A 22848-nucleotide genomic window follows, 5' to 3' on the forward strand; every position below is an offset into this window, starting at 1 on the left:
TTGAATAGGAAAACCCCGTAAAATCATGCACGAAATACTATGTCGGAATGACGCAGTGTACGGAAACCTCAACGAAGGGGTTTTCCGACATCCATAAAAATCTCTTATGTAGGAAAAATGGGCCGTTCGTTACTTCGGGCCGATCTGGGACGCGACCGCGAAGATCGCCGGCAAGCCGCTGTTCAGATGCTGGCGGATGATCATGGCCGTGCGGCTAATCTGCCCGTCTTCGTCTATGCCGCCGGCGGCTACTACTATCCGGGCACTGGCACAGCATTACGCCAAACCGATGGCGACCAGTGAAAACCTGTTCTCAATGCAGGATGCGCGCAACCTGATCCGCTACAGCGGCATGCGCAAGGATCTCGACTGGCTGCAATTCGACTGCGCGCTCTCCTATGGCCTGGTCGAATATCAACGCACGCTGAAAATGCTCGAAGCGTATGGCTGGTCGCCGTCGCGCTGCATTCCGCATGGCGGGCACCAGATGTCTCTCGCCATTGCCGCCGGGCTCGGCCTGGGCGGCAACGAGTCCTATCCGGATCTGTTCCAGCCCTATGGCGGCTTCCCGGATGGCGTGCGGGTGGAGAACGGGCATGTCACGCTGCCGCCGCTGCCGGGTATCGGTTTCGAAGGCAAGAACGATCTCTACAAGGAGATGAAAAGCCTGAGCGACTAGATTTTCACTCCCCGGCTCGGCGATTACCCGGCCACGCGCCACGGCACCGGCTGCAAGGCCGCCTGCAGCTGCTCCAGGAACCGCGTGGTGCGCGCGGATCGGCCCTGGCGCGTCTGGATCAGGGCCACGACGTCTGCGCTGGGCAGCTGCCAGTCCCGCAGCACGGGCACCAGGTCGCCGCGCTGCAGATCTTCCGCCACGTCCCATTCAGAGCGCATGACGATGCCCATGCCCGCCAACGCCCAGGCGCGGGCGACACCGCCGTCATTGGTGGTCAATACCGGGCGGACCCGGACACGCGCCGGCCGGCCGTCTTGCGCCAGAAACCGCCAGAGCGTGATATCCTCATCGTTTTCCTTCAGCACGATGCAAGTGTGCCGGACGAGATCGGCCGGCCGTTCCGGCGTGCCATGCTGCGCGATATAGCCGGGTGCGGCGCACAGAAACCGCGTGTTCGGCGCCAGCGTGCGGCTGACCAGCCCTGAATCCGGCAGCTCGCCGATATAGATGAGCACATCCCAGGTGTCATCGCGGAACTGCAGCGGGCGGTCGGAAAGGTTGAGGTCGATCTGCAGGTCTGGAAACTGCATGCGGAAGGCGGCAACCACCGGGGCGACATAGCGCCGCCCGAAGCCCAGCGGCGCCAGAATGCGCAAATGGCCCGAGACGACGTGGCGCCGTGCCGTCAGCGCGTCGGTCATATGCGCCATATCGTCGAGGATGGTGGCCGCGTGCTGCACGAACAGCAGCCCCTCATCGGTGAGCGCCAGCCGCCGTCCCAGCCGGTTTACCAGCCGGACGCCCAACCGCTCCTCCAACAGCCGCAGGCGTTGCGTCACCGCAGGTGGGGTGACGTTCATGGCCCGTGCCGCGGCCGCCAGGGTGACAGAGCCGGACAGCGTCACGACAAAACGCAGGTCATCGACCGAGAACATTAACTTCCATCTTAATCCGTCAATCAGCTAATGTTAATTTCCTTTTCACCTCCTATTCCATAGTTGTCGTCCTTTGTTTAGCAGGACCTGAAAAATAATGCGGCGACTGAGCGAAATTTCCCGGACTTGCCGTGCCATGGGCATCCGCGCGGCGAACCCGCCCGGCCTCACCTCCCCTACCCTTTCACGGTTCGATGTACGGGGGCTGGCATGAGCGACCCCGTTTTGCCTTCGCTGGAAACGCTCAATACGCCGACCCTGCTGCTCGACGAGACCAAGCTTGACCGCAACGTCGCACGCCTGCGCGAGCGCCTAGCCAAGCTCGGCCCGCAACTGCGTCCGCATATGAAGACCGCCAAATGCCTGGATGTCGCGCGCCGCGTGATGGATGGGCCGGCAGGGCCGATTACGGTTTCGACGCTCAAGGAAGCCGCGATGTTCGCCGATGCCGGCGTGCGCGACATCCTCTACGCCGCCGGCATCGCGCCGCAGAAACTGGACCTTGTCACCGCCATTCGCCGCAAAGGCGTCGATCTTTCCATCGTCGTCGATAGCGTCGAGGCCGCCGCTTCCGTGGCGCGTCATGCGCGCGTCACGAATGACCGCCTGCCGGTGCTGATCGAAATCGATTCCGACGGCCACCGCGCCGGCATCCGCCGCGCCCAGGCCGAATTGCTGGTGGAGGTCGGCCGGACCTTGCAGGATGGCGCGGACTTACGCGGCGTCATGACGCATGCGGGTGAATCCTATCATTGCCACGGCCCTGCCGAGCTGGCGGCGATGGCTGAGCAGGAACGCGCCGAGGCGGTCGGCTGCGCGACGGTGCTGCGTGAGGCCGGGCTACCGGCGCCGGTCGTCAGCGTCGGCTCCACACCCACCGCGCATAGCAGCGAGTCATTATCCGGGATCACGGAACTGCGCGCCGGCGTCTTCATGTTTTTCGATCTGTTCATGACCGGCGTCGGTGTCTGCACGCTCGACGACATCGCGCTCAGCGTGCTTGCCACCGTCACCGGCCGCAACGCCGAACGCGGCTGGCTGATCGTCGATGCCGGCTGGATGGCGATGTCCGCCGATCGCGGCACGCGCGCGCAGTCGGTGGACCAGTTTCACGGTGTGGTCTGCGACATCAACGGCGTGCCCTATCCCGACCTCGTCATGCTCAAGGCGAACCAGGAGCATGGCATCATCGCCGCGCGGCCTGGCAGCGAGGCCGTCGTACCGGACTTGCCCATCGGCGCGCGGCTGCGCATTATGCCCAACCATGCCTGCGCCACCGCGGCACAGCATGATCACTACAATGTACTGCAGACCGGCTCGCAGCAGATCGGCGCCGTGTGGCGCCGGTTCAACGGCTGGTGAAGGAAAAACCTATGAAAATCACTAAAGTTCAGCCACTTCTCATCGATCGTTTTTGCTTCGTCCGGATCGAGACGGATGCAGGCATTGTCGGTATCGGCGAGTCCGGCGCCTGGGGCCAGCTTGAAGCCTCCGCCGCCGCCATCTCCAAATTTGCGGACTACCTGGTCGGCCGCGATCCCCGGCCGATCGAGCATCATTGGAACGTGATGCACCGTGCCACGCATTTCACGGGTGCGGCGATCAACGGCGCGATCTCGGCCATCGACATCGCGCTCTGGGACATCAAGGGCAAAGCCCATGGCGTGCCGGTGCATGAGCTCCTCGGCGGTCAGGTCCGCAACAAGGCGCGCGTCTATGCGCATCTGAAGGGGCGCACCATCGAGCAGCAGATCGCGGAAGCGAAGCGCCTGAAGGCCGACGGGTTTAACGCGCTTGGCCATTTCAATCCTCTGCTGAACGAGGATGAGAGCGTCCCGTATTTCAAGACGCATGCCTCGAAGGTCGAGCAGGCGATCGAGAACGTCCGGCTGGTGCGCGAAGCGGTCGGCCCCGAGGTCGATCTCTGCATCGAGATCCATCGCCGTATGTCGCCACCGGAAGCCATCGCGCTGGCCCGCGGTATCGAGCGCTATACGCCGATGTTCTACGAAGACCCGATCCGTCCCGATAGTTTCGAGGCCATGGGCTGGGTGGCGAAGAACATTCCGATCCCCATCGCCACGGGTGAGCGCTTCATCAGCCTGTACCAGTTCCGCCAGCTGCTCGCGCATAACGGCGCGCAATATCTGCGGCCGGATGTGTGCATGTGCGGCGGCATCACCGCGACGAAGAAGATCGCGGCACTGGCCGAGGCGCATGACACGATGATCGTGCCGCACAACCCGCTCTCACCGATCAGCACAGCGGCCTGCCTGCAGGTCGCGGCCTGCATTCCGAATTTCGCGATCCAGGAATATCCGTCCGGCACGCCGGGCATCGACCGCGACGGCGCGCTGCAGGGCGACAAGATCGTCACTGGTCTGGCGCAGCACATCAATGGCTTCATCCCCATCCCCGGCGCGCCCGGCATCGGCGTCGAACTCGTCGAGGATGCGGAGAAGCGCTTCCCGTACAAGCCGAAACCGGTCGAGATGCGCGCGCATGTCGATGGCTCGTTCGTGGATCAATAACCCATGTCGAGCCCTCTCCTTCTCACCCGTTCGGACATTCGCAGCCTCATTTCCTGGCCTGCTTTGATGCAGGCCGTGCGTGAGGCGTTGCTGCTGCGCGAGGCGCAACAAGTCGCGACGCCGGTCTCGGGCCAGGTCACCATGCCGACGGCGCTCCTGCATCTGAAAGCAGGCGCGGTGTTCGATCCAGGCGTCATCTCGGTAAAAGCGAATCTGCGTCCGGAAGGCGGTTCCGCGACTGGCATCGTCGCGTTGTTCGATACGAAGGCGGGCCAGGTCGCGGCGATTCTGGATTCCGCCGACGTCACCGCCATGCGCACGGCAGCCCTTGCGGCGCTCGCCGTGCAAACCCTGGGCACGCCCGGGCCGAAGCGCCTGGCGCTGTTGGGCGCCGGGCCGGTGGCAGCGCGTATCGCGGAAGTCTTGCCGAGCGTGACGACCATCTCCCAGGCCACCGTCTGGAGCCGCTCATCGGCACGGGGGCAAAGCTTCTCCGCCCCCTTCCCCGTGCAGTTTTGCGAAACCCCAGCCGCCGCAGCACGCGATGCCGACATCGTCGTCACCGCCACGCCCTCGCGCAGCGCGTATCTGCATGCCGAGGATTTGAAACCCGGCGCCTTGGTTCTGGCGTTGGGCGCGGACAGCCCCGGCAAACGCGAACTCGGATACTCCGTCCTCGCCAAGGCGTCGGTGATCGCCGATCAACGGGAAGACGCGCTGAGAAACGGTGAATCCGCCTATCTGCCCGAGGCGGAGCGCCATCGTGTTCTAGGTGATCTCGGGGCCATTCTTGCCGACAAAATGCCCCTTCCGCCACGTGGAACGGACTTTGTGGTGTTTGACTCGGTCGGCTCGGCAACGGTGGATACCACTGTCTGCCAGGCGTTGCTGATTGCGGCCCGCGCCAAAGGTCTCGGCAGCCATTTCAATTTTTCCGCGTAGACTGAAGGCAAGTAAAGGAGAAGGCTTCTTTTTGTGAACAAAAAGAAGCAAAAAAACTTTACTAATTTGGGCCATGGGCTTTGTCGCCGACACAACCCATGGCCCAGCATAACAAAAATTTTTGCGCCGCTTTTTTTAAAAAGCGGCTACTTCCCTAAAATCACGCATCATTAAAGCAGGGAGATCGTTGGAACTCATGACGTTCAATTGGCAAAACCCCTACCCGACCATCCGCATGCCGGTACTGGCACGCAACGTTGTGGCCACGTCTCAGCCGCTTGCAGCCCAAGCCGGGCTGCGCATGCTAGCCAAAGGCGGCAGCGCCGTCGATGCGGCGATCGCCGCGGCAGCGATGCTCACCATCGTCGAGCCGGTGTCGAACGGCCTCGGCAGCGACGCCTTCGCGATCCTCTGGGACGGCAAGGAACTGGTCGGCCTGAATTCCTCGGGCACCGCTCCTTCCGCCTGGAATCCCGACTACTTCCGCAAGAAATACGGCGAGGACGCCAAAGGAAACGCAAACCAGCCGCAGCGCGGGTGGGATACGGTGACGGTGCCGGGTGCTGTCGCCGCCTGGGGCGCGCTGCACGAGCGCTACGGCAAGCTCCCCTTCGGCGATCTGCTGCAGCCGGCGATCGAAATCGCCGAGCGCGGCCACGCCGTCGCCTCGATCGTCGCACATAAATGGGCCGCGAATGTGTCCATGATCGCGAACCAGCCGGGCTTCGCGGAAGCGTTCCTACCGAACGGGCGGGCGCCTACAGTGGGCGAGAAATTCGTCTTCAAGGCGGCGGCGTCGACGCTGCGCACGATCGCGGCGCAAGGTGCCCGCGTCTATTACGAGGGCGAGATCGCCGACAAGATCGCGGCATTCAGCAAGGAATGCGGCGCTGCGATGACGCATGCCGATCTCGCGGGCTACCAGCCGGAGTGGGTGGCCCCGATCTCCAAGCGTTATCGCGACTACGACGTGCACGAGCTCCCGCCGAACGGCCAGGGCATCGCGGCTCTCATCGCGCTCGGCATCCTCGACAAATTCGATCTCGGCAGCCTGCCGGTCGACGAAATTGATTCACAACATCTGCAGATCGAAGCGATGAAGATCGCTTTCGCGGATCTCTATCGCTACGTGGCCGACCCGCGCTCGATGGAAGTGACGCCAGCCCAGATGCTGGACGACGCCTATCTCACCAGCCGCGCCAAGCTGATCGACATGAAGCGCGCGCAGAACCCGGGCTTCGGCATGCCGCAAGCGGGCGGAACGATCTATCTCACCGCCGCCGACGAGAACGGCATGATGATCTCCTTCATCCAGTCGAACTACAAGGGTTTCGGCTCGGGCGTGGTGGTGCCGGGTGCGGGTATCAGCCTGCAGAATCGCGGCTGCGGTTTCACGATGGACCCCGCCTCGCCCAACGTCGTGGCGGGCGGCAAGCGGCCCTTCCACACCATCATTCCGGCGTTCCTCACCAAGGACGGAAAACCGGTGATGAGCTTCGGCGTGATGGGCGGCGACATGCAGCCGCAAGGCCATCTGCAGACGGTCGTGCGCATGCTCGACTACAAGCAGCAGCCGCAGGCCGCCTGCGATGGGCCGCGCTGGAAGGTCAATCGCGACTTCACGCTCGATGTCGAGTCAGCCATGCGCGCCGAGACCGTGGCAGCACTCGAGGCGCGCGGCCACAAGCTGAAATCGGTGGATGATCCCTACATGGATTTCGGCTCCGGCCAGTTCATCTGGCGCCTCTCGGATGATCCCGATCACGGCTATGTCGCGGCAAGCGACAGCCGGCGCGACGGCCACGCCGCGGCGTTCTGAACCGGGCCTCGAAACAAAAAAGGCGCACCGCACATGCGGCGCGCCTTTTTTTGTGACTTAGCAAGAAAGTAGCCGCTTTTTAAAAAAAGCGGCGCAAAAATTTTTATTCGCTGGGCCCTGGGCGTTGTCGGCGACAACGCTCAGGGCCCAAATTAACAAAGTTTTTTGCTACTTTTTGTTCACAAAAAGTAGCCTTCCCTATCTTACGGGAACGAAGGCGTGCCGAACGGGTAGAACTTCTCCAGCTCCACAAACTTGTAGGGCAGCGCATCCAACCGGACCGTGCCGAGGAACGGCTGGTCCGGGTCGACCAGCAGAATGGTCTTCGCGAAACCGCTATCGTCGAAGCCGCGACGGAAATGGGCGCGGGACTTGATGGCGATGACATCGAAGTCGCTAGGCTCCAGGCCACGATCGCGGAGCGTCGAGAGCTCGATGACCTGCACGTAGACGTGGCTGAGCACCAGCACGTTACCGCGGCCGAAGCCCACCACGATCCACGGCTCGTCGGGCTTGCCAGGCTGAGGCTTGCTCTGGCTGACGGCCAGCACGGTGCCGGTGACGCGCACGGGTGCGCCCGCGGATTCGTCCACGAGGCCGCCAATCTCATGATCGAACGCGTCACCCGCCTTGATGCCCGAGGCCAAAAGTGCCGGCACCACATCAGGATCCGCAACCGTCGCGATCAGCGTCTTGCCCAGATCCTGCTTGATGATTTCCGCGAGCAGCCAGGTCGCGGAACCCGAACGGTCACTGTAATCGGCGAGCACGACGGGTTTCGCGCCTTGCGCCACAGCATCCCGCGCGAGCGTCACGCCTTTTTCGACGCTGTAGATGGTCACGGCGTTCAGGAGTTCCTCACGCCGGCGCCAGGCGGTTTGCGCGATATCGTCCGCGACCTTGCGCGCCAGCTCGGGCTTGCCGTTGGTCAGCACTTGGATGGCCATACCGGCATCCGGCCCGTCGCACCAAGGGAAGCCGAAGAAGATGTTGACGTAGACATCCGGCGCGCGCGCTTCCCAGGTGAGTGCGAGCTGCACGAGATCGCGCCAGGCCGAGGCGCCGGTCCACATTTGCACGGTCGGCGAGATGATCGGCACGTTCACCGTGACAGTCGTGGGCTTGTAGTCGCCGCGGATCGCGCGGACCAGCATGCGCGCGGCGCGCTCGCCCTGCAGAAACATGTCGTAGTGCGGGAAGTATTTGACCGTGAAGCCCATATCCGCATGGCGCAGGTATTCTTCATCCTCGTTGCCGTGCGGATCGAACGTGCCGGTGATGAACGCCTTGGCTCCCACCACCTCACGCACGCGGCGCGCGATATCGGCTTCGGGACGGGGCACGCCGCGCACGCCCATCGCACCGTGCAGCGAAAGATACACACCGTCGAACGGGCCTTCCGCCGCAAGCTCAACCAGCATGCGGCCAAGGAAATGCTCGTAGGTGTCGTTGGTAATCCAGCCCGAGCTGATGTCACGCTTGGACCAGAGCGGGGATTCGATACCGACCAGCTCCACGCCTTCAAATTCGCGTGCGACCTTCACGAAGCCGCCGATATAGCCCTCAGGCTCGGAGGTCAGCAGCGCCTCACCCTTCGCGGGCGAGCCGGGATAAGTGAAGTCGTCGATTGTCGTGTCCGACGACAGGAAGGTAACGGTCTCGTGCGCGAATTTGAGCACGGCGATGCGGATTGGCTTATGGTCCATGGCGCTTCTCTCTTGCAGGTAGTAGCAGGTATTGTGCCGGGCTGGGCCCAGCTGGGGCTTAGCGTTAGATCATCGATTTTGATCAAGCAATAGCGGTGATCTATATCGTTTTATCGCGGAAGATAACGTTCATTTTAGAAATATTCATGCACCTCACAGTGGCGAATTGAAGTCGAAGAATGATCACGCGCGAGCAAATTCACGAGGCCGCTTTTCAGCAGGTCGTGCCTCCTTGCTGTTCCGAATGGTTTGCAGATACGTATATCCAGCGGCGCGTGAGATGCCGAGACGCTCGGCGACCTGTCCGAGGCTATGTCTGATACCGAAGACGCCGCGCTCTTCCAGCGCGCGAAAAATCGCCAGACGATCGTCGCGGGTCAAATTTCCGGCATTGCGGCTACCCAGCTGCGCGGCCAAAACCGTATCGATGACCTCGCGGATATTATCGACGAACGTGGCGGGTTGGGGTTGGCCGATCGGCTCGCCCGCAAGTTGCGCCAACATTGCGGCGGCCTCGCGCAGATCAGTGATATCCAGATTGACGCATAGCGCCCCGAACACATAGCCGGCTGTGTCGCGCAACACGATCGTCGACGACTTGATGACCCGCCCGCCCGGCGTGGCGGCCAGATAGTTCAGGCGATCGCGCGCGCCCTCCCCCTCCGACAGAACGGAGAGCCCGATCTCGGACATGGCGCTGCCAACCTTACGCCGGGTGACCGAGCCCGCGACCGCAACAACGGAATGCTCCGGCTGCCGGTAATCGTGCAGGACGATTTCCGCGTTCGGCCCCAGCGACTGGGCGAGTGGCTCGATCATTCCCGCAAGAGTGGCGAGGCGCAGATCCGCATCACTGCCGACCTCGGCATGCCCGTCGGTTGGTTTGCGCGTCTGTCGCCTTGGCATTTTTTCCCTCCGACAAAGCCCGTAAAACTCATTCATAGGGCTATATCCGATTTTCATCGGAATGGACGGTTTGTCAAATGACTTGACTTTTCGTCTTTATAGGGCGAATTTCTTCCAGTCGTCCCGAGAAACGACTGGAGGCCCAAGATCCGAATGGTTGCGACTACGCCATGCCACCCACAGTTCCAAGCAGGCCAAGTGCCTGGTGCGCCCGGCTGCGCATCGTGCCGCGCGCGGCGGAAGTTCGGTTGGCTGCCACCTACCTCCAGGAGATTATAGAACCCGATGGAATTCATCAGCACATCGGACGCGCCCGCGCCCGGCGGGCACTACAGCCAGGCTGTAAGCGCCAATGGTTTCATCTTCGTTGCCGGTCAGCTGCCGTTTGATCACAGCCGCCCCGGGCACCCGCCAGAGGGGATCGAGGCCCAGGCGCGGCAGGCCTTTGCGAATGTCGAGCACGTGCTCCTTGCTGCCGGATCAAGTCTCAACAAGATCGTGAACGCAATCGTTTTTGTCACCGACATCGCGCACTGGCCCGAAATCAACCGGGTCTACGCCGACATCATGGGACAGCACCGTCCCGCGCGTACAGTCGCGGTCTCCCCTCAACTACATTACGGCTGCCTTGTGGAGATCCAGGTAACCGCGCTCGCATAATCGCGATGGAGATAAAAACAGCCTCGGCCACCCAACGTCCGAGTTTGCGCACGCCCTCGACATAGCTCTGCACGCTCGACCAGATCGCCAAAATTGCAGGGACGGATTGATTTTCACCGGTAAGCTAGAACATGATTGCGTGACCTCAATGATGTTCTAGCTTGTTTGGATGAGCAATCGCAGGGCTCAATCGCGCCGCTGCGCGCGCAGATTTCAAGCCATATCTCTCTAGCGACTTCGTGCAGCGGAGAGCAGCTTCTCCGTGAGCAGGATAAGCGTGGCGGCGTCACCAGATTTCCGCTCGATACGATGCCACGATCATGGCGCTGAACGGCCGCGGCAAACACGAAAACATCTAAAAATATGGGCAAAAAAACGTCTCTCCCGTCAAGAAGTTCGGTGCGCCACGCATGGAATCACGTCGAAAGAGAATTTTTTAAGCCGTTCGCATATCTATGCGTTGAACATCTGCTTCTCCTGTGTCCTAATGAATGCAATTAGCGCAATCAGCTAATCGCACTAGGAGAATTCGATGACGTCCGCCTTGGAAAAGCAGGTTATCCGCAAGGTGACCATGCGCATTATGCCGTTTATCATGCTGCTGTATTTCGTGAACTTCCTCGATCGTGTGAATGCCGGGTTTGCAGCGCTCAGCATGAACAAGGCGATCGGCTTGAGCCCGGAGGTATTCGGCTTCGGTGGCAGTCTGTTCGCCATCGGGTATTTCCTGTTCGAGGTTCCATCGAACCTGATGCTCGTCAAGGTCGGGGCGCGCGTCTGGATCGCGCGCGTGATGATCACCTGGGGGTTGGTATCCGCTGGTTTCGCGTTCGTGACCGGACCGATCAGCTACGAGACACTGCGTTTCTTGCTCGGCCTTGCGGAGGCGGGCTTCTTTCCGGGCATCATCCTCTATCTTGGCTTCTGGTTCCCTTCACGCCAGCGCGCCGCCGCGACGGCGCTCTTCATGGCCGCCGCACCGGTCTCGGGCGTGGTTGGTTCGCTGATCTCGGGCTCGTTGATGGAGCTCCCGCACGTCGCCGGTCTTAGCAACTGGCAATGGCTCTTCCTCATCGAGGCAGTTCCGGCCATCATTCTAGGCTTCCTGGTGCTGAAGGTCCTGTCGGACGGCCCCGAAACGGCGTCGTGGCTGGCACCCGAGGAACGCGACTGGCTCGTGAACGAGCTCGCGGCGGAGCAAGCGGAAACGCATCGGCATCCCCGCCATGTCGGTGGTGCGCTGCGCGCCCTCCTCGATCCGCGCGTGCTGCTGCTGGCGATCGTCTACACAGGTGTCTCGGCCGGCAGCTATACGCTGGCGCTTTGGGGCCCGACGATGATCAAGCAATTCGGCTACTCCTCTCTGGAGGTCGGCGTCCTGAACGGTCTCCCCAACATCGTCGCTGTCATCGGGATGATCCTCTGGGCGCGGCATTCCGACAAGACCAAGGAGCGCACCTGGCACGTCGTCCTCCCCTGCCTCGTCGCCTGCGGCGGCATGATGCTCGGCGCTAACCTGCCAACCATCCTGGGCGTCATGTTCGCGCTGATCCTCATCAACACGGGAACAGGCTCCGCGAAGCCGCCGCTCTGGGCGATGCCGAGCATGTTCCTGTCGGGATCGGCAGCGGCGGCCGGGCTGGCCGTGATCAACGGGATCGGCGGGCTGGGGGGGGTTATCGGCCCCGTCGCCCTCGGCTGGTCCAAGGGCCACACCGGCAGCTACCAGGATGGCCTCTACGTGCTGGCGACGCTCCTGATCATTTCCGCGGTGTGCACGGTGCTTGTCAGGCAATCCCGCGCGCGCCAGGCCGTTCAGGCTTAGCGCCTGATAGAGAAGGCTACTTTTTGTGAACAAAAAGTAGCAAAAAAACTTTGTTCCTCTGGGCCATGAGCGTTGTCACCGACAACGCCCATGGCCCAGCATAGAAGAAGTTTTTGCGCCGCTTTTTTCAAAAAGCGGCTGCTTTCTTCCTTATTACGGGAACGAAGGCGCGCCGTACGGGTAGAACTTCTCCAGCTCCACAAACTCGTAGGGAAGCCCCTCGAGGCGGACCGTGCCGAGGAACGGCTGCTCCGGCTCGACCAGCAGGATGGTCTTCGCGAAACCGCTATCGTCGAAGCCGCGACGGAAATGGACGCGGGACTTGATGGCGATGACATCGAAGTCGCCGGGCTCGACGCCGCGATCGCGAATGGTCGAGAGCTCTTTCGCCTGCACGAGGACGGGGCTGAGCAACAGCACGTTACCGCGGCCGAAGCCGACCACGATCCAGGGCTCCACAGCCTTGCCAGGCTGGCTCTGGCTAACGGCGAGCACGGTGCCGGTGACGCGCACGGGTGCGCCCGCGGACTCGTCCACGCCGCCGCCGATCTCCCGGTCGAACGCGTCACCCGGCTTAATGCCCGAGGCCAAGAGCGCGGCCACCACATCGGCGTCCGCGACCGTCGCGATCAGCGTCTTGCCCAGTTCCTGCTTGATGATTTCTGCCAGAAGCCAGATCGCGTAACCCGAGCGGTCACTGTAGTCGGCGAGCACGACGGGTTTCGCACCTTGCGCCACGGCATCCCGCGCGAGCGCCACGCCTTTTTCGACGCTGTAGATGGTCACGGCGTTCAGGAGTTCCTCGCGCCGGCGCCAGGCGGTTTGCGCGATATCGTCCGCGACCTTGCGCGCCAGCTCAGGCTTGCCGTTGGTCTGCACCTGGATGGTCATGCCGGCATCCGGTCCGTCACACCAGGGGAAACCGAAGAAGATGTTGACATAGACATCCGGCGCGCGCGCTTCCCAGGTGAGTGCCAGCTGCACGAGATCGCGCCAGGCCGAAGCACCGGTCCATTGCTGCACGGTCGGCGAGATGATCGGCACGTTCACCGTGACATTCGCCGGCTTGTAGTCGCCGCGGATCGCGCGGACGAGCATGCGCGCGGCGCGCTCGCCCTGCAGATGCATGTCGTAGTGCGGGAAGTATTTGACCGTGAAGGCCATGTCCGCATGGCGCAGGTATTCCTCATCCTCGTTGCCGTGCGGATCGAACGTGCCGGTGATGAACGCCTTGCTTCCCACCACGGCGCGCACGCGGCGCGCGATATCAGCCTCAGGGCGGGGCACGCCGCGCACGCCCATCGCGCCGTGCAGCGAGAGATACACACCGTCGAACGGGCCTTCCGCCGCAAGCTGTGCCACCATGCGGCCGACGAAATGCTCGTAAGTGTCGTTGGTGATCCAGCCCGAGCCGGTGCCGCGCTTGGACCAGAGCGGAGATTCGATGCCGACCAGCTCCACGCCAGCAAACTCGCGCGCGACCTTCACGAAGCCGCCAATGTAATCATTGGGTTCGGAGGTCAGCAGCGCCTCGCCCTTCGCGGGTGAGCCAGGATAGGTGAAGTCGTCGATCGTCGTGTCCGACGGCAGGAAGGTAACGGTCTCGTGCGCGAATTTGAGCACGGCGATGCGGATTGGCTTATGGTCCATGAGGTTCCTCTTTCTCTTGCAAGTCCAGTCTTTGCAGACTCTAGGCCGCCTGCTCGGATGAAGGAAAGCAGCCGCTTTTGAAAAAAGCGGCGCAAAAACTTTTTCGATGCTGGGCCATGGGCGTTGTCAGCGACAACGCCCATGGCCCAGCATTAATCAAAGTTTTTTTGCTTCTTTTTGTTCACAAAAAGAAGCCTTCTCTTTCCTTCCGCTTGGCCGGCTGGGTCGTGGTTAGACTTCCTCCCAGCCGTCTTGCGCTCTGGCCAGGGCGGGCTTTGGGGCGGCATCGTGACGCACGAGGGCAACCACCTTTCCGGTCGCTGCGATGCGGCGGTTCTGACCGATCTGGAACTGCCCAATCAACCGCGCCAATGCCTCCGCCTCTTGCGAGAGGCTGTGGCTCGCAGCGGTCGACTCTTCGACCATCGCAGCGTTTTGTTGAGTCACTCGGTCCATCTGGTTGACCGCCGTGTTCACCTGATGCAGCCCGGCCGCCTGTTCCTGCGCCGCGGCCGCGATCTCGTCGATCAGGTTGTTAAGTTTGTTCACCTGCTCGACGATGCGCCCAAGCGCGTGGCCAGTCTCGCCGACCAGCTTCACCCCTGCATCGACCTGCTGACCAGATTCCGAGATCAGCGTTTTGATCTCTTTCGCGGAATCCGCCGAGCGTTGCGCGAGCGCCCGCACCTCCGTTGCGACGACCGCGAAGCCGCGCCCCGCATCGCCGGCGCGGGCCGCTTCGACCCCGGCATTCAGCGCCAGCAGATTGGTCTGGAACGCGATCTCATCGATCACGCCGATGATGTTGGCGATCTTCTTGGCGGAGGATTCAATCCCGCTCATCGCCCCCACGGTCTCGCGCACCACCGTGCCGGAGCGTCCGGCATCGGCTTTAGCGGTTGAAACAACGCTGCGCGCCTCGCCGGCACCTTCGGCCGTCTTGCGGACCGTCGCCGTGATTTCGTCCAGCGCCGCGGCGGTCTCTTCCAGGTTTGCCGCCTGCTGCTCGGTCCTGCGCGAAAGATCGTCGGAAGCCTGGGTGATCTCATCCGCCCCCGACCGCACAGCGTGCGTGTTTGCCGCGATGGCGTTCATCGTCTCCTGCAGGCGCGCCATCGCCGCGTTAAAATCGCCGCGCAGTTTGTCGTAGTCGCCTGCGAAAGGGGTGGTCAGGCGGAATACCAGATCGCCGCCGGAGAGTTTCTCCAGACCCGTCGCAACCGAGCTAACCACGAAGTCCTGCTCCTTCGCAGCCGCGATGCGCTCCGCTTCGACGCGCTGACGCTCCTCCTCAACGAGGGCCTGCTGTGCCTGGGTCTCGGCCTCCAGGCGCGCTTTCTCGATGCCGGCATCCTTGAACACCTGCACGGCGCGCGCCATCCCGCCGATTTCGTCCTTGCGATTGGTACCGATCACGGCCGCCTTCAAGTCACCACCCGACAGTCGGCCCATAACCCCCTGCAGCGCCTTCACAGGCTTGGTGATCCACGACAGAGCCGCGAAGAATCCGCCGAGCATCACCAGGACCAGGCCGGTGAGGATCAGGACATATACCAGGGAGATTGTCTTCCCTGTTGTTGCCACCAGTGATGTTTGACCTGTCTGGGCGATCGTGACAAAACGATGTGACACGAGGTCGATATTGTTGGCCAGGCTGGAAAATTCGGGCGAGCACTTAGAGTTATAGGCGGTCCGCGCGTTTTGTGCATCGGCAGGCGTCGTGGCCGCGGTACTGAGATCGATTGCAGTCGCGCAGTTCACAGTGAGAAGCTGTAGACCTTGGGTTTCGAGCGCCAGAATATCGCTCGCGTCCGCGGGGTCTGCCAACGCGGCCTGATCCAGAAGTCTTTTATAGCTGGACTTGTGGTATGCGATATTCGCCAAAAGGGCTTGGCGATCCGAAGCCGCAACGCCGATCACAAGTTCATCTATGTCCGCCCGCGCGCCATCGATAGACCGGTTTGCTCTTGTTGCTGCAAGAACCGCCCCGATCGGACCGGCGATGAGATGATTGTTGTTATTTTCGATCGACCGCATTTCGTGCGTCGCATAAAGCGTAATGCAAATTGTCAATACGCCAAAAATGGCCAATATAGATACGATTTTTCCTACAATAGGAACGTTATTCACGGCAAAACTCCCTCTACGATATCATTTAGACATTCATCTTGTCCCGGTCGCACAGCTCCTGTTGCGATGGAGCTTTGAGCCAACCAGGAAGTCATTTTGATTTTGGAAAGCTGAGAGGCGACCTTTCAGCGGGATCGCCGTTAGAGCGACATCCGATCGAATGGACACCTTCGATCGGATAAAGTTGCTCGCTAAAACAAAGACCGCGCGCAGGTTCCGCAAGCCAAAGCGCGCGGAACCTGCTCTAGAATTCATCCCAGCCGTCTTGCGCGCCGGCCGTTGCGGATTTCGAGGCGGCATCGTGACGCAGGAGGGCAACCACCTTTCTGGTCGCTGCGATGCGACGGTTCGTTGGGGTCGCCGGAGACGCCGCCTTGGCCGCCGGGGGCGCCGTGTTCTGACCGATCTGGAACTGCCCGATCAACCGCGCCAACGCCTCCGCCTCTTGCGAAAGGCTGTGGCTCGCGGCGGTCGACTCTTCAACCATCGCAGCGTTTTGTTGGGTCACCTGGTCCATCTGGTTGACCGCTGTGTTCACCTCATGCAGCCCAGTCGCCTGTTCCTGCGCCGCGGCCGCGATTTCGGACACCAGCTCGTTCAGCTTGGCCACCTGCTCGACGATCCGCCCGAGCGCCTTGCCGGTCTCGCCCACCAGCTTCACGCCGGTATCGACCTGCTGGCCGGAGGCCGAGATCAACGCCTTGATTTCCTTCGCCGCATCCGCCGACCGTTGCGCGAGTGCACGCACCTCCGTCGCAACGACTGCGAAGCCGCGCCCGGCATCGCCGGCGCGAGCCGCTTCGACCCCGGCATTCAGCGCCAGCAGATTGGTTTGGAAGGCAATCTCATCGATCACACCGATGATGTTGGCGATCTGTTTGGACGAAGATTCGATCCCGCTCATCGCGCCGACCGTCTCGCGCACCACGTCGCCCGAGCGCTCAGCCTCCACCTTTGCCGTGGAGACGACGCTGCGCGCTTCCGTCGCACCTTCCGCGGTCTTGCGCACCGTTGCGGTAATCTGGTCGAGCGCCGCGGCGGTCTCTTCCAGGCTCGCCGCCTGCTGCTCGGTCCGCCGCGACAGATCGTCGGAGGCTGCGGTGATCTCCTCGGCACCGGAGCGAACGCCCTGGGTGTTGGTCGCGATCGCCTTCATCGTCTCCTGCAACGTCTCCATTGCCGCATTGAAATCGCCGCGCAGCTTGTCGTAATCTCCGGCGAAAGGGGTTGCCAGGCGGAACACCAGGTCGCCGCCGGAGAGTTTCTCCAGACCCGTCGCGATCGAGCTGACCACAAAGCCCTGCTCCTTCGCAGCCGCCATGCGCTCCGCCTCGACGCGCTGGCGCTCCTGCTCAACATGGGCCTGCTGCGCCTGCGCGTCGGCTTCCAGGCGGGCCTTCTCGATGCCGGCATCCTTGAACACCTGCACGGCGCGCGCCATCCCGCCGATCTCATCCTTGCGATCGGTACCGATCACCGCGGCTTGCAAATTGCCGCCCGACAGTCGCCCCATGACTCCCTGCAGCGCCTTCACGGGCGCTACGATCCAGGCGCGAACGGCAAAGAAGCCGCAAACAATCACCAGAGCAAGGCCGATAAAGATCACCAGAAAAGTCATCGTGATCGTGTGCGCCGTCGTCGCAGACAGCTCACTTCCGGTCGCATTCTCAGCATTGATCAGACGATGATTTAAAACGGCCATCGCCGCGATCAGATTGGTAAAGCTTGAAGAGCAGTTGTTTATATAGACCGTCTGGGCATTCTGCAGAGCCGCCGGCGTGGCAGCCTGAAGGCCAAGATTGACTGAGCTCGAGCAGCTTGCATTGATGATTTGCATCGCTTGCGATTTCAGCGCTTCGATATTGCTGGCTTCCACCGGGGCGCCAGCGGCGGCCTGATCCATAAAATTGGAAAACCTGGCTTTGTATGACGTCAGATTGTCGTTTGTTGCCGTACGTGTGGCGGGATCGTCGTCCATCACCAGCAAGGCAATGTCTGAGCGTATGGTGCCGATGTCGATGTCAGCCTGCGTGATTCTCATGGTCGCCGCGGCCAAGCCCTGGCGCAGATTGATATAGCCGGAATTAATCCGGCTCATCTGGCTGGTTGAATACCACGCGGAACAGATTGAAAATATGGCAAATAGTACGGTTAGCAGGCCAAGCTTTCCAACAATGGAAACGTTTTTCATCGACAAAATCCTTCAGTCCATTTTGCGATACATACGCTTATCGCAATCTCTAGTTTATCAGACTGTAATTCTGATAAACTTATAGTTGAATTTTGCAATAAAATTTGTTTGACATATTAACTAACGATCGAAACCCTTGGGCGCCGATCTCATCAAGAAAACGGCCGCTTTTTAAAAAAAGCGGCGCAAAAATTTATGGTAATGCTGGGCCATGGGCGTTGTCCCCGACAAAGCCCATGGCCAAAATTAATAAAGTTTTTTTGCTACTTTTTGTTCACAAAAAGTAGACTTTCCCTGCGCTTACATCAATCGGCAGTAGCATTAAGCAGGATACAAACCGGGCTCCCGGTCTCCAGGACTTGCCCGGTTTGCGTCAAGGCGCCGCTCTCCTGATCGACCTCGAACAGGACGATCGTATCGCTTCCTTCATTCGCCACAAACAGCGTCTGGCCGGACGGATCGAGCGCGATGCAGCGCGGCACCTTACCCGCCGAAAGCGCCCTGCCCACTTCCTTCAACAGGTAGTTCACAGGATCCACCGCGAAGATCGCCACGCTGTCATGCCCGCGGTTGGATACATAAACGAAGCGGCCGGATGGCAGGATCTCGATCGCCGCCCCGGTATTACTACCGAAAAAATCCGCCGGCTGGGTCGTGACAACTTCGATTGCGGCGATGGTTTGCGTCACCGTTTCGTAACGGCAGGTCGTGACCGTCGAATCCAACTCGTTGAGCACATACAGGATCGGCGCCGCCGGATGGAAAACGGCATGTCGAGGTCCGGCGCCGGGGCGCGCCACGGATGTCTTGGCTTCATTCAAACGCAGCTTGCCCCGATCGCTATCGATTTCCACGACGAAGGTCGCGTCCAGCCCCTTGTCGGGAACGATGAAGCCGGATTCATCCGGGGTCAGCAGAATCTGATGCGGGTGGGAGAAGCTCTGCCCCTCGCAGTGCGGCCCCGTCTTGCCTGGCAGCAGGAGCAGGTCACAGACCGGGTCCAGGCCACCGTCCTGCCGGACCGGCAAAGCGGCGATCGAGCCCGTGGCGTAGTTCGCGACCACGAGAAAACGATTGCTCGGGTCGACCGCGAGATGGACCGGGTTGAGTCCGTAGGTCGATTGTTGGTTAATGAATGCCAGCGTGCCGTCATGCGCGTCGATCCTGAAGGCGCTGACCTCGGCGTGATCGCCATGCACCACGTAAAGCACGCGACGGTCGCGGTCGAAAGCCAGATAGGATGGATTGACGAGCCCCTCAACGCATTGGACCAGCGTCCATGCGCCGCCCGGTTGGTTGAGCCGGTAAACGCTCAACCCCTTGCCCCGGGCGTTGCGTGCCTTTGTCGTGCGGCAGCCGATATAAGCGAAAGTCGGGTTCATGCGCGTACCTCCGAGATAACACTGCGTTTGCCCCAGCCAAGTCCGATCGGCTGATGGGTCAGGCCCAGAAGGGATGCAGCGCCGAGAGCCAGAAGTCCGCCCGCGATAATGAATGCCCAGTCATAGCTGCCGGTCGCGGCAATAACGTAACCCGTGACAATCGGGGCCAGCATCCCAAAAATATTCCCGCCGATAACGACAAAGCCCATGACGGCACCGATATCGCGCGCGTTCGGTGTCAGGTCGTTCGTCAAGGCAAAGACTTGCGACGTGGTCGCCGCGACGCCGGTCAGGGACAGGGTCAACAAGCCAATGAGGATGGGAAGGCTGTTGACGAGGGGCGCCAGCAAAATGATGGCCGCCAGGACCATCGATCCGGCGATCAGGTAGCGCCTGCCGCCATTGGCGATATTGTGCCCGCGCAGCAGCCGGTCGCTCAGCAGGCCGATGGCAATGCAGAGAACGCACGCGACCCCATAAGGCACCGCCGTATACAGCCCACTGCTGGTAAGGTTTAGCCCCTTGGTCGTCCGCAGAAAGCTCGGCAGCCAGGTCAGGAAAAGATATTGCGAGTAGATGTTGCAGCCCATGGCCAGCGCCAGCCCCCAGAGGGTCGGCCCGCGCAGAAGTTTCCAGAGCCCTGACGCTTCGCCTGCCTCAAGCTGGTGGCCGCCGGTGCGCTGCGTTAAAATAACGTTTCTCTCACTCTCCGACAGCCAGGATGCGTCTTCCGGCTTTTTGAAAATCGCCAGCCAGAACGCAAGCCAGATCAGGCCGAGCGCGCCGGCCGCGAAGAACAAAACGTGCCACCCGAACGCGCCGATGATCGGACCGGCGGCCAGCGCGCAGATCGCCGGACCGGCGGAGGCGCCGCAATTAAAAAAGGCGTTGAAGCGGCCTCGTTCGCCGGCTGGAATCCACTGCCGGATGACCCGAGCGCCTGAGGGATTGGTTGAAGCCTCGCCCCCGCCCATGGCGAGGCGGCTGATCAGCATGAGCGCGAAGCTCGAGGCCATGCCGGTGCAGATGGTCGCGACTGACCACAAGCCGATCCCAAATCCGGCGACGCGCTTGGCGCCGAACCTGTCGACCAGGAATCCCATCGGGATCAGGAAGATCGTGTAGGTCCACAGGAAGGATGAAAACAGATAGCCTTTGGCAATAGTCGACAAACCGAATTCATGTGAAATCGGGCCGATGGCGAAGGCGAGCGTTGCACGATCGGTGTAGTTGATCAGCGTCATGCTGAACAGCATCAGCCCGATCCATCCTCGACGAAAGTTCATTATATCCCCTCCAGTTTACCGTGATTCGCCGGGTTGCCGATTTGCCCGAAATTGAGTGGAACTTGCCCGTCGCAGCGCCTGTGGAAACAAGGCTTGACCTGCCGTGGCGTTCACCTGTTGCAGCCCAGCCGCCAGCTCCTATGCGGCGATCCGGCCCAGCGCCCTGCCGGGCGCGCCGACCAGTGAATTAGGTGAATTGCGGATTTTTTCGTCGAGCGTACGAGGCTTCAATCCGTGTGGCAGCATCAGGTTTGCCTCAAATCCAGCTCTAACGTGGCGTTAAATAACGGCTGGAAATCCTCGATGCAATTGCGTGAGTTGAATTATTTCATTCAAAAATTGAATGGTGAAGAAAGCAGCCGCTTTTTGAAAAAAGCGGCGCAAAAACTTCTGTTATGCTGGGCCTGAGGCTATGTCACCGACAACGCCCATGCCCCAGATTAACAAAGTTTTTTTGCTACTTTTTGTTCACAAAAAGTAGCCTTCCCTTCCGCCTACCCTTAATCGTTGCGGCACAAAACCATCCACAGAATTCGGGATAAGCTTGTGGATGTTCCCTGTATGCCGCGGCACATGCCGCTATTTATCTAGGTCCATGTCTTATCTAGGTCCATGTCGGTTTCGGCCCGCTGCTCATCACAGCGCGACCACCATGCCGTCATAGCCGGGCTCGATCTCCGGCGGCAGAACCGCCCGCAGCGCCTGGTAGTCCATGTCGGGCCCCATATGCGTGAGGATCGTCCGCTTCGGCCGCAAGCGCTCGACCCAGGCCAGCACCTGCTCCAGACCGGCATGCGTCGGATGCTTTCCGGTACGGAAGAAACAATCCACCACGAACAGGTCGAGCCCCGTCAGCGCGGCCAAGGCCACTTCGTCCAGATGCACCACATCCGTGCAATACGCGAAATTGCGCACCCGCAGGCCGAGGCTGCGGCTGTAACCGTGATCCTGGTCGAGCAATTTCACGTCCAGCCCAAGAATCGGCACGGTCTCGCCGGCGGCGATCTCGATGGTCTCCAACACCGGCCGGGTAAAATAAGTGCCGCTGAAGGGCTTGAAGACGTACTCGAAGCGCCGCCGCAGATCCGCCCAGCAGCCCGCCGTGGCATAGGTTGGCATCGCCCGTCCCAGGATCCGGTTCAGGACTCGGATCTCGTCCAGCCCGGCGATGTGGTCGGAATGCGGATGCGTGTACAGCACGGCTTCGATCCGGCCGATGCCCGCACTGGTCAGCTGCAGCCGCACGTCTGGCGACGTGTCGACCAGCAGGCGTTGCTGGTCATCGGTTTCGATCACGATGCTCGAGCGCGTGCGGCGGTTGCGCGGCTCGGCCGGGTCGAGCCGCCCCCAATCGCCGAACCCGTCGGGCCCCCCGATCTGCGGCATGCCGGCGGACCCGCCGACGCCGAGGAGCGTGACCTTCACGCCGCCTTCCGGAACAGTTTCTTGAAGTTGGTCGTGGTCAGCGCGGCCATGTCTTCGGATGACATCCCTTTGATCTCCGCCAGGACTTTGGCCGTGTGCACCGTATAGGCCGGCTCGTTGCGCTTGCCACGGAATGGCACCGGCGCCAGATACGGTGAATCCGTCTCCACCAGCAACCGCTCGGGCGGCACTGATGCGGCAATGTCGCGAATTTCCTGGGATTTCGGAAAGGTCAAAATCCCGGAAAAGGAAATAGATCCGCCCATCTCGAGCGCCCTCTCCGCCAGCTTGCGCCCGGAGGAAAAGCAATGAAGCAGGAAATCGAAATGCCCGCCTCGCTCTCTTTCCTCCGCCAGCATCCGCGCGATGTCCTCATCGGCCTCGCGGGCGTGAATGGCGAGCGGCAGGCCGGAGAGCTGTGCGGCGCGGATATTGGCGCGGAAATTCTGCTCCTGAATGTCGCGCGGCGCCTTGTCGTAAAAATAGTCCAGGCCCGATTCGCCGATGCCGATCACTTTCGGATGCTGCGCCAGCGCCGCGATCGCCTCGGGTGCGGCCACCGGCAATTCATCGGCCGCATGGTTCGGGTGGATCCCGACGCAGGCCCAGACATTGTCGTATTTTTCCGCAATCTCAATGGCTTCGCGCGACTGGCTCAGCGTCACGCCGATGGTCACCATGACGCCGACGCCGACCGCGCGGGCGCGCTCGACGATTTCCGCCTGCTCGCCTTGCTGGTTGAAATAGTCCAGATGGCAATGAGAATCGATCAGCATCAAAT

Annotated in this window: 19 protein-coding genes; 9 read left to right on the forward strand and 10 right to left on the reverse strand. The window is 61.3% G+C overall.

Annotated features, from left to right (window positions below; genetic code table 11):
* Nucleotides 1–117: 117 nt before the first annotated feature.
* Together VGG47_RS15690 and VGG47_RS00775 are read left to right on the forward strand one after the other, a co-directional pair.
* Complete coding sequence (locus VGG47_RS15690) at nucleotides 118–303, forward strand: hypothetical protein (protein ID WP_413788641.1); 186 nt, start codon at nucleotides 118–120, stop codon at nucleotides 301–303.
* The gene (locus VGG47_RS00775) at nucleotides 290–679 is read left to right on the forward strand and encodes an enolase C-terminal domain-like protein (protein ID WP_413788642.1); all 390 of its coding nucleotides are present in this window, start codon (nucleotides 290–292) and stop codon (nucleotides 677–679) included. Before VGG47_RS15690 ends, VGG47_RS00775 begins: the two co-directional genes overlap by 14 nt.
* 23 nt (nucleotides 680–702) lie before the next feature.
* Here the strand turns inward: VGG47_RS00775 and VGG47_RS00780 are convergent, their stop codons facing one another.
* Complete coding sequence (locus tag VGG47_RS00780; protein ID WP_331534947.1) at nucleotides 703–1614, reverse strand: LysR family transcriptional regulator; 912 nt, start codon at nucleotides 1612–1614, stop codon at nucleotides 703–705.
* A 210-nt stretch (nucleotides 1615–1824) separates the two neighbouring features.
* Here VGG47_RS00780 and VGG47_RS00785 point away from each other — a divergent pair, with 210 nt between their 5' ends.
* From VGG47_RS00785 to VGG47_RS00800, 4 genes are all read left to right on the forward strand, one after another.
* Complete coding sequence (locus tag VGG47_RS00785) at nucleotides 1825–2976, forward strand: alanine racemase (protein WP_331534948.1); 1152 nt, start codon at nucleotides 1825–1827, stop codon at nucleotides 2974–2976.
* A gap of 11 nt (nucleotides 2977–2987) precedes the next feature.
* The gene (gene dgoD / locus VGG47_RS00790; RefSeq protein WP_331534949.1) at nucleotides 2988–4145 is read left to right on the forward strand and encodes a galactonate dehydratase; all 1158 of its coding nucleotides are present in this window, start codon (nucleotides 2988–2990) and stop codon (nucleotides 4143–4145) included.
* 3 nt (nucleotides 4146–4148) lie between these two features.
* Complete coding sequence (locus VGG47_RS00795; protein WP_331534951.1) at nucleotides 4149–5087, forward strand: ornithine cyclodeaminase family protein; 939 nt, start codon at nucleotides 4149–4151, stop codon at nucleotides 5085–5087.
* A 196-nt stretch (nucleotides 5088–5283) separates the two neighbouring features.
* On the forward strand, nucleotides 5284–6906 hold the full coding sequence (locus tag VGG47_RS00800; RefSeq protein WP_331534952.1) for a gamma-glutamyltransferase family protein: 1623 nt from the start codon (nucleotides 5284–5286) through the stop codon (nucleotides 6904–6906).
* Nucleotides 6907–7109: 203 nt separating this feature from the next.
* Here VGG47_RS00800 and VGG47_RS00805 read toward each other — a convergent pair whose 3' ends face one another.
* Both VGG47_RS00805 and VGG47_RS00810 read right to left on the reverse strand, forming a co-directional pair.
* Nucleotides 7110–8612: a M81 family metallopeptidase gene (locus VGG47_RS00805; RefSeq protein WP_331534953.1), complete on the reverse strand. Its 1503-nt coding sequence runs from the start codon at nucleotides 8610–8612 to the stop codon at nucleotides 7110–7112.
* A 183-nt stretch (nucleotides 8613–8795) separates the two neighbouring features.
* On the reverse strand, nucleotides 8796–9554 hold the full coding sequence (locus VGG47_RS00810; RefSeq protein WP_331534954.1) for a helix-turn-helix transcriptional regulator: 759 nt from the start codon (nucleotides 9552–9554) through the stop codon (nucleotides 8796–8798).
* Between the two features lie 249 nt (nucleotides 9555–9803).
* On the opposite strand from VGG47_RS00810, the gene VGG47_RS00815 reads away from it, so the two are divergent.
* Nucleotides 9804–10178, forward strand: coding sequence for a RidA family protein (locus tag VGG47_RS00815; protein WP_331534955.1), 375 nt, complete (start codon nucleotides 9804–9806; stop codon nucleotides 10176–10178).
* A gap of 544 nt (nucleotides 10179–10722) precedes the next feature.
* Nucleotides 10723–12003 (forward strand): MFS transporter, encoded by a 1281-nt coding sequence (locus VGG47_RS00820; RefSeq protein WP_331534956.1) that lies wholly within the window; start codon nucleotides 10723–10725, stop codon nucleotides 12001–12003.
* Between the two features lie 153 nt (nucleotides 12004–12156).
* Here VGG47_RS00820 and VGG47_RS00825 read toward each other — a convergent pair whose 3' ends face one another.
* The 5 genes from VGG47_RS00825 to VGG47_RS00845 all read right to left on the reverse strand — a co-directional run bounded on the left by VGG47_RS00825 (nucleotide 12157) and on the right by VGG47_RS00845 (nucleotide 20642).
* Nucleotides 12157–13653: a M81 family metallopeptidase gene (locus VGG47_RS00825; protein WP_331534957.1), complete on the reverse strand. Its 1497-nt coding sequence runs from the start codon at nucleotides 13651–13653 to the stop codon at nucleotides 12157–12159.
* Nucleotides 13654–13884: 231 nt separating this feature from the next.
* Nucleotides 13885–15783 (reverse strand): methyl-accepting chemotaxis protein, encoded by a 1899-nt coding sequence (locus VGG47_RS00830; RefSeq protein WP_331534958.1) that lies wholly within the window; start codon nucleotides 15781–15783, stop codon nucleotides 13885–13887.
* A 244-nt stretch (nucleotides 15784–16027) separates the two neighbouring features.
* The gene (locus tag VGG47_RS00835; protein ID WP_331534959.1) at nucleotides 16028–17881 is read right to left on the reverse strand and encodes a methyl-accepting chemotaxis protein; all 1854 of its coding nucleotides are present in this window, start codon (nucleotides 17879–17881) and stop codon (nucleotides 16028–16030) included.
* A gap of 398 nt (nucleotides 17882–18279) precedes the next feature.
* Nucleotides 18280–19356 (reverse strand): lactonase family protein, encoded by a 1077-nt coding sequence (locus tag VGG47_RS00840; protein ID WP_331534960.1) that lies wholly within the window; start codon nucleotides 19354–19356, stop codon nucleotides 18280–18282.
* Nucleotides 19353–20642: an MFS transporter gene (locus VGG47_RS00845; RefSeq protein ID WP_331534961.1), complete on the reverse strand. Its 1290-nt coding sequence runs from the start codon at nucleotides 20640–20642 to the stop codon at nucleotides 19353–19355. The genes VGG47_RS00840 and VGG47_RS00845 overlap by 4 nt, the downstream gene beginning before the upstream one ends.
* Before the next feature lie 234 nt (nucleotides 20643–20876).
* On the opposite strand from VGG47_RS00845, the gene VGG47_RS00850 reads away from it, so the two are divergent.
* On the forward strand, nucleotides 20877–21050 hold the full coding sequence (locus VGG47_RS00850) for a hypothetical protein (RefSeq protein ID WP_331534962.1): 174 nt from the start codon (nucleotides 20877–20879) through the stop codon (nucleotides 21048–21050).
* A gap of 228 nt (nucleotides 21051–21278) precedes the next feature.
* Here the strand turns inward: VGG47_RS00850 and VGG47_RS00855 are convergent, their stop codons facing one another.
* Together VGG47_RS00855 and VGG47_RS00860 are read right to left on the reverse strand one after the other, a co-directional pair.
* Nucleotides 21279–22067, reverse strand: a complete 789-nt coding sequence (locus VGG47_RS00855; protein ID WP_331534963.1) for an MBL fold metallo-hydrolase — start codon at nucleotides 22065–22067, stop codon at nucleotides 21279–21281.
* On the reverse strand, nucleotides 22064–22843 hold the full coding sequence (locus VGG47_RS00860) for a TatD family hydrolase (RefSeq protein WP_331534964.1): 780 nt from the start codon (nucleotides 22841–22843) through the stop codon (nucleotides 22064–22066). The genes VGG47_RS00855 and VGG47_RS00860 overlap by 4 nt, the downstream gene beginning before the upstream one ends.
* Nucleotides 22844–22848 lie beyond the last annotated feature (5 nt).

This window comes from Acidocella sp. (assembly GCF_036489515.1).
Classification (GTDB): domain Bacteria; phylum Pseudomonadota; class Alphaproteobacteria; order Acetobacterales; family Acetobacteraceae; genus Acidocella.

What these genes read in the sequence shown, in the direction of transcription:
- VGG47_RS15690 (WP_413788641.1), top strand. Translation starts at nt 118, where the DNA reads ATGGGCCGTTCGTTACTTCGGGCCGATCTGGGACGCGACCGCGAAGAT.
- VGG47_RS00835 (WP_331534959.1), bottom strand. Translation starts at nt 17,881, where the DNA reads ATGAGCCGGATTAATTCCGGCTATATCAATCTGCGCCAGGGCTTGGCC.
- dgoD (WP_331534949.1), top strand. Translation starts at nt 2,988, where the DNA reads ATGAAAATCACTAAAGTTCAGCCACTTCTCATCGATCGTTTTTGCTTC.
- VGG47_RS00795 (WP_331534951.1), top strand. Translation starts at nt 4,149, where the DNA reads ATGTCGAGCCCTCTCCTTCTCACCCGTTCGGACATTCGCAGCCTCATT.
- VGG47_RS00840 (WP_331534960.1), bottom strand. Translation starts at nt 19,356, where the DNA reads ATGAACCCGACTTTCGCTTATATCGGCTGCCGCACGACAAAGGCACGC.
- VGG47_RS00775 (WP_413788642.1), top strand. Translation starts at nt 290, where the DNA reads ATGGCGACCAGTGAAAACCTGTTCTCAATGCAGGATGCGCGCAACCTG.
- VGG47_RS00805 (WP_331534953.1), bottom strand. Translation starts at nt 8,612, where the DNA reads ATGGACCATAAGCCAATCCGCATCGCCGTGCTCAAATTCGCGCACGAG.
- VGG47_RS00810 (WP_331534954.1), bottom strand. Translation starts at nt 9,554, where the DNA reads ATGAATGAGTTTTACGGGCTTTGTCGGAGGGAAAAAATGCCAAGGCGA.
- VGG47_RS00780 (WP_331534947.1), bottom strand. Translation starts at nt 1,614, where the DNA reads ATGTTCTCGGTCGATGACCTGCGTTTTGTCGTGACGCTGTCCGGCTCT.
- VGG47_RS00845 (WP_331534961.1), bottom strand. Translation starts at nt 20,642, where the DNA reads ATGAACTTTCGTCGAGGATGGATCGGGCTGATGCTGTTCAGCATGACG.
- VGG47_RS00860 (WP_331534964.1), bottom strand. Translation starts at nt 22,843, where the DNA reads ATGCTGATCGATTCTCATTGCCATCTGGACTATTTCAACCAGCAAGGC.
- VGG47_RS00800 (WP_331534952.1), top strand. Translation starts at nt 5,284, where the DNA reads ATGACGTTCAATTGGCAAAACCCCTACCCGACCATCCGCATGCCGGTA.
- VGG47_RS00785 (WP_331534948.1), top strand. Translation starts at nt 1,825, where the DNA reads ATGAGCGACCCCGTTTTGCCTTCGCTGGAAACGCTCAATACGCCGACC.
- VGG47_RS00825 (WP_331534957.1), bottom strand. Translation starts at nt 13,653, where the DNA reads ATGGACCATAAGCCAATCCGCATCGCCGTGCTCAAATTCGCGCACGAG.
- VGG47_RS00815 (WP_331534955.1), top strand. Translation starts at nt 9,804, where the DNA reads ATGGAATTCATCAGCACATCGGACGCGCCCGCGCCCGGCGGGCACTAC.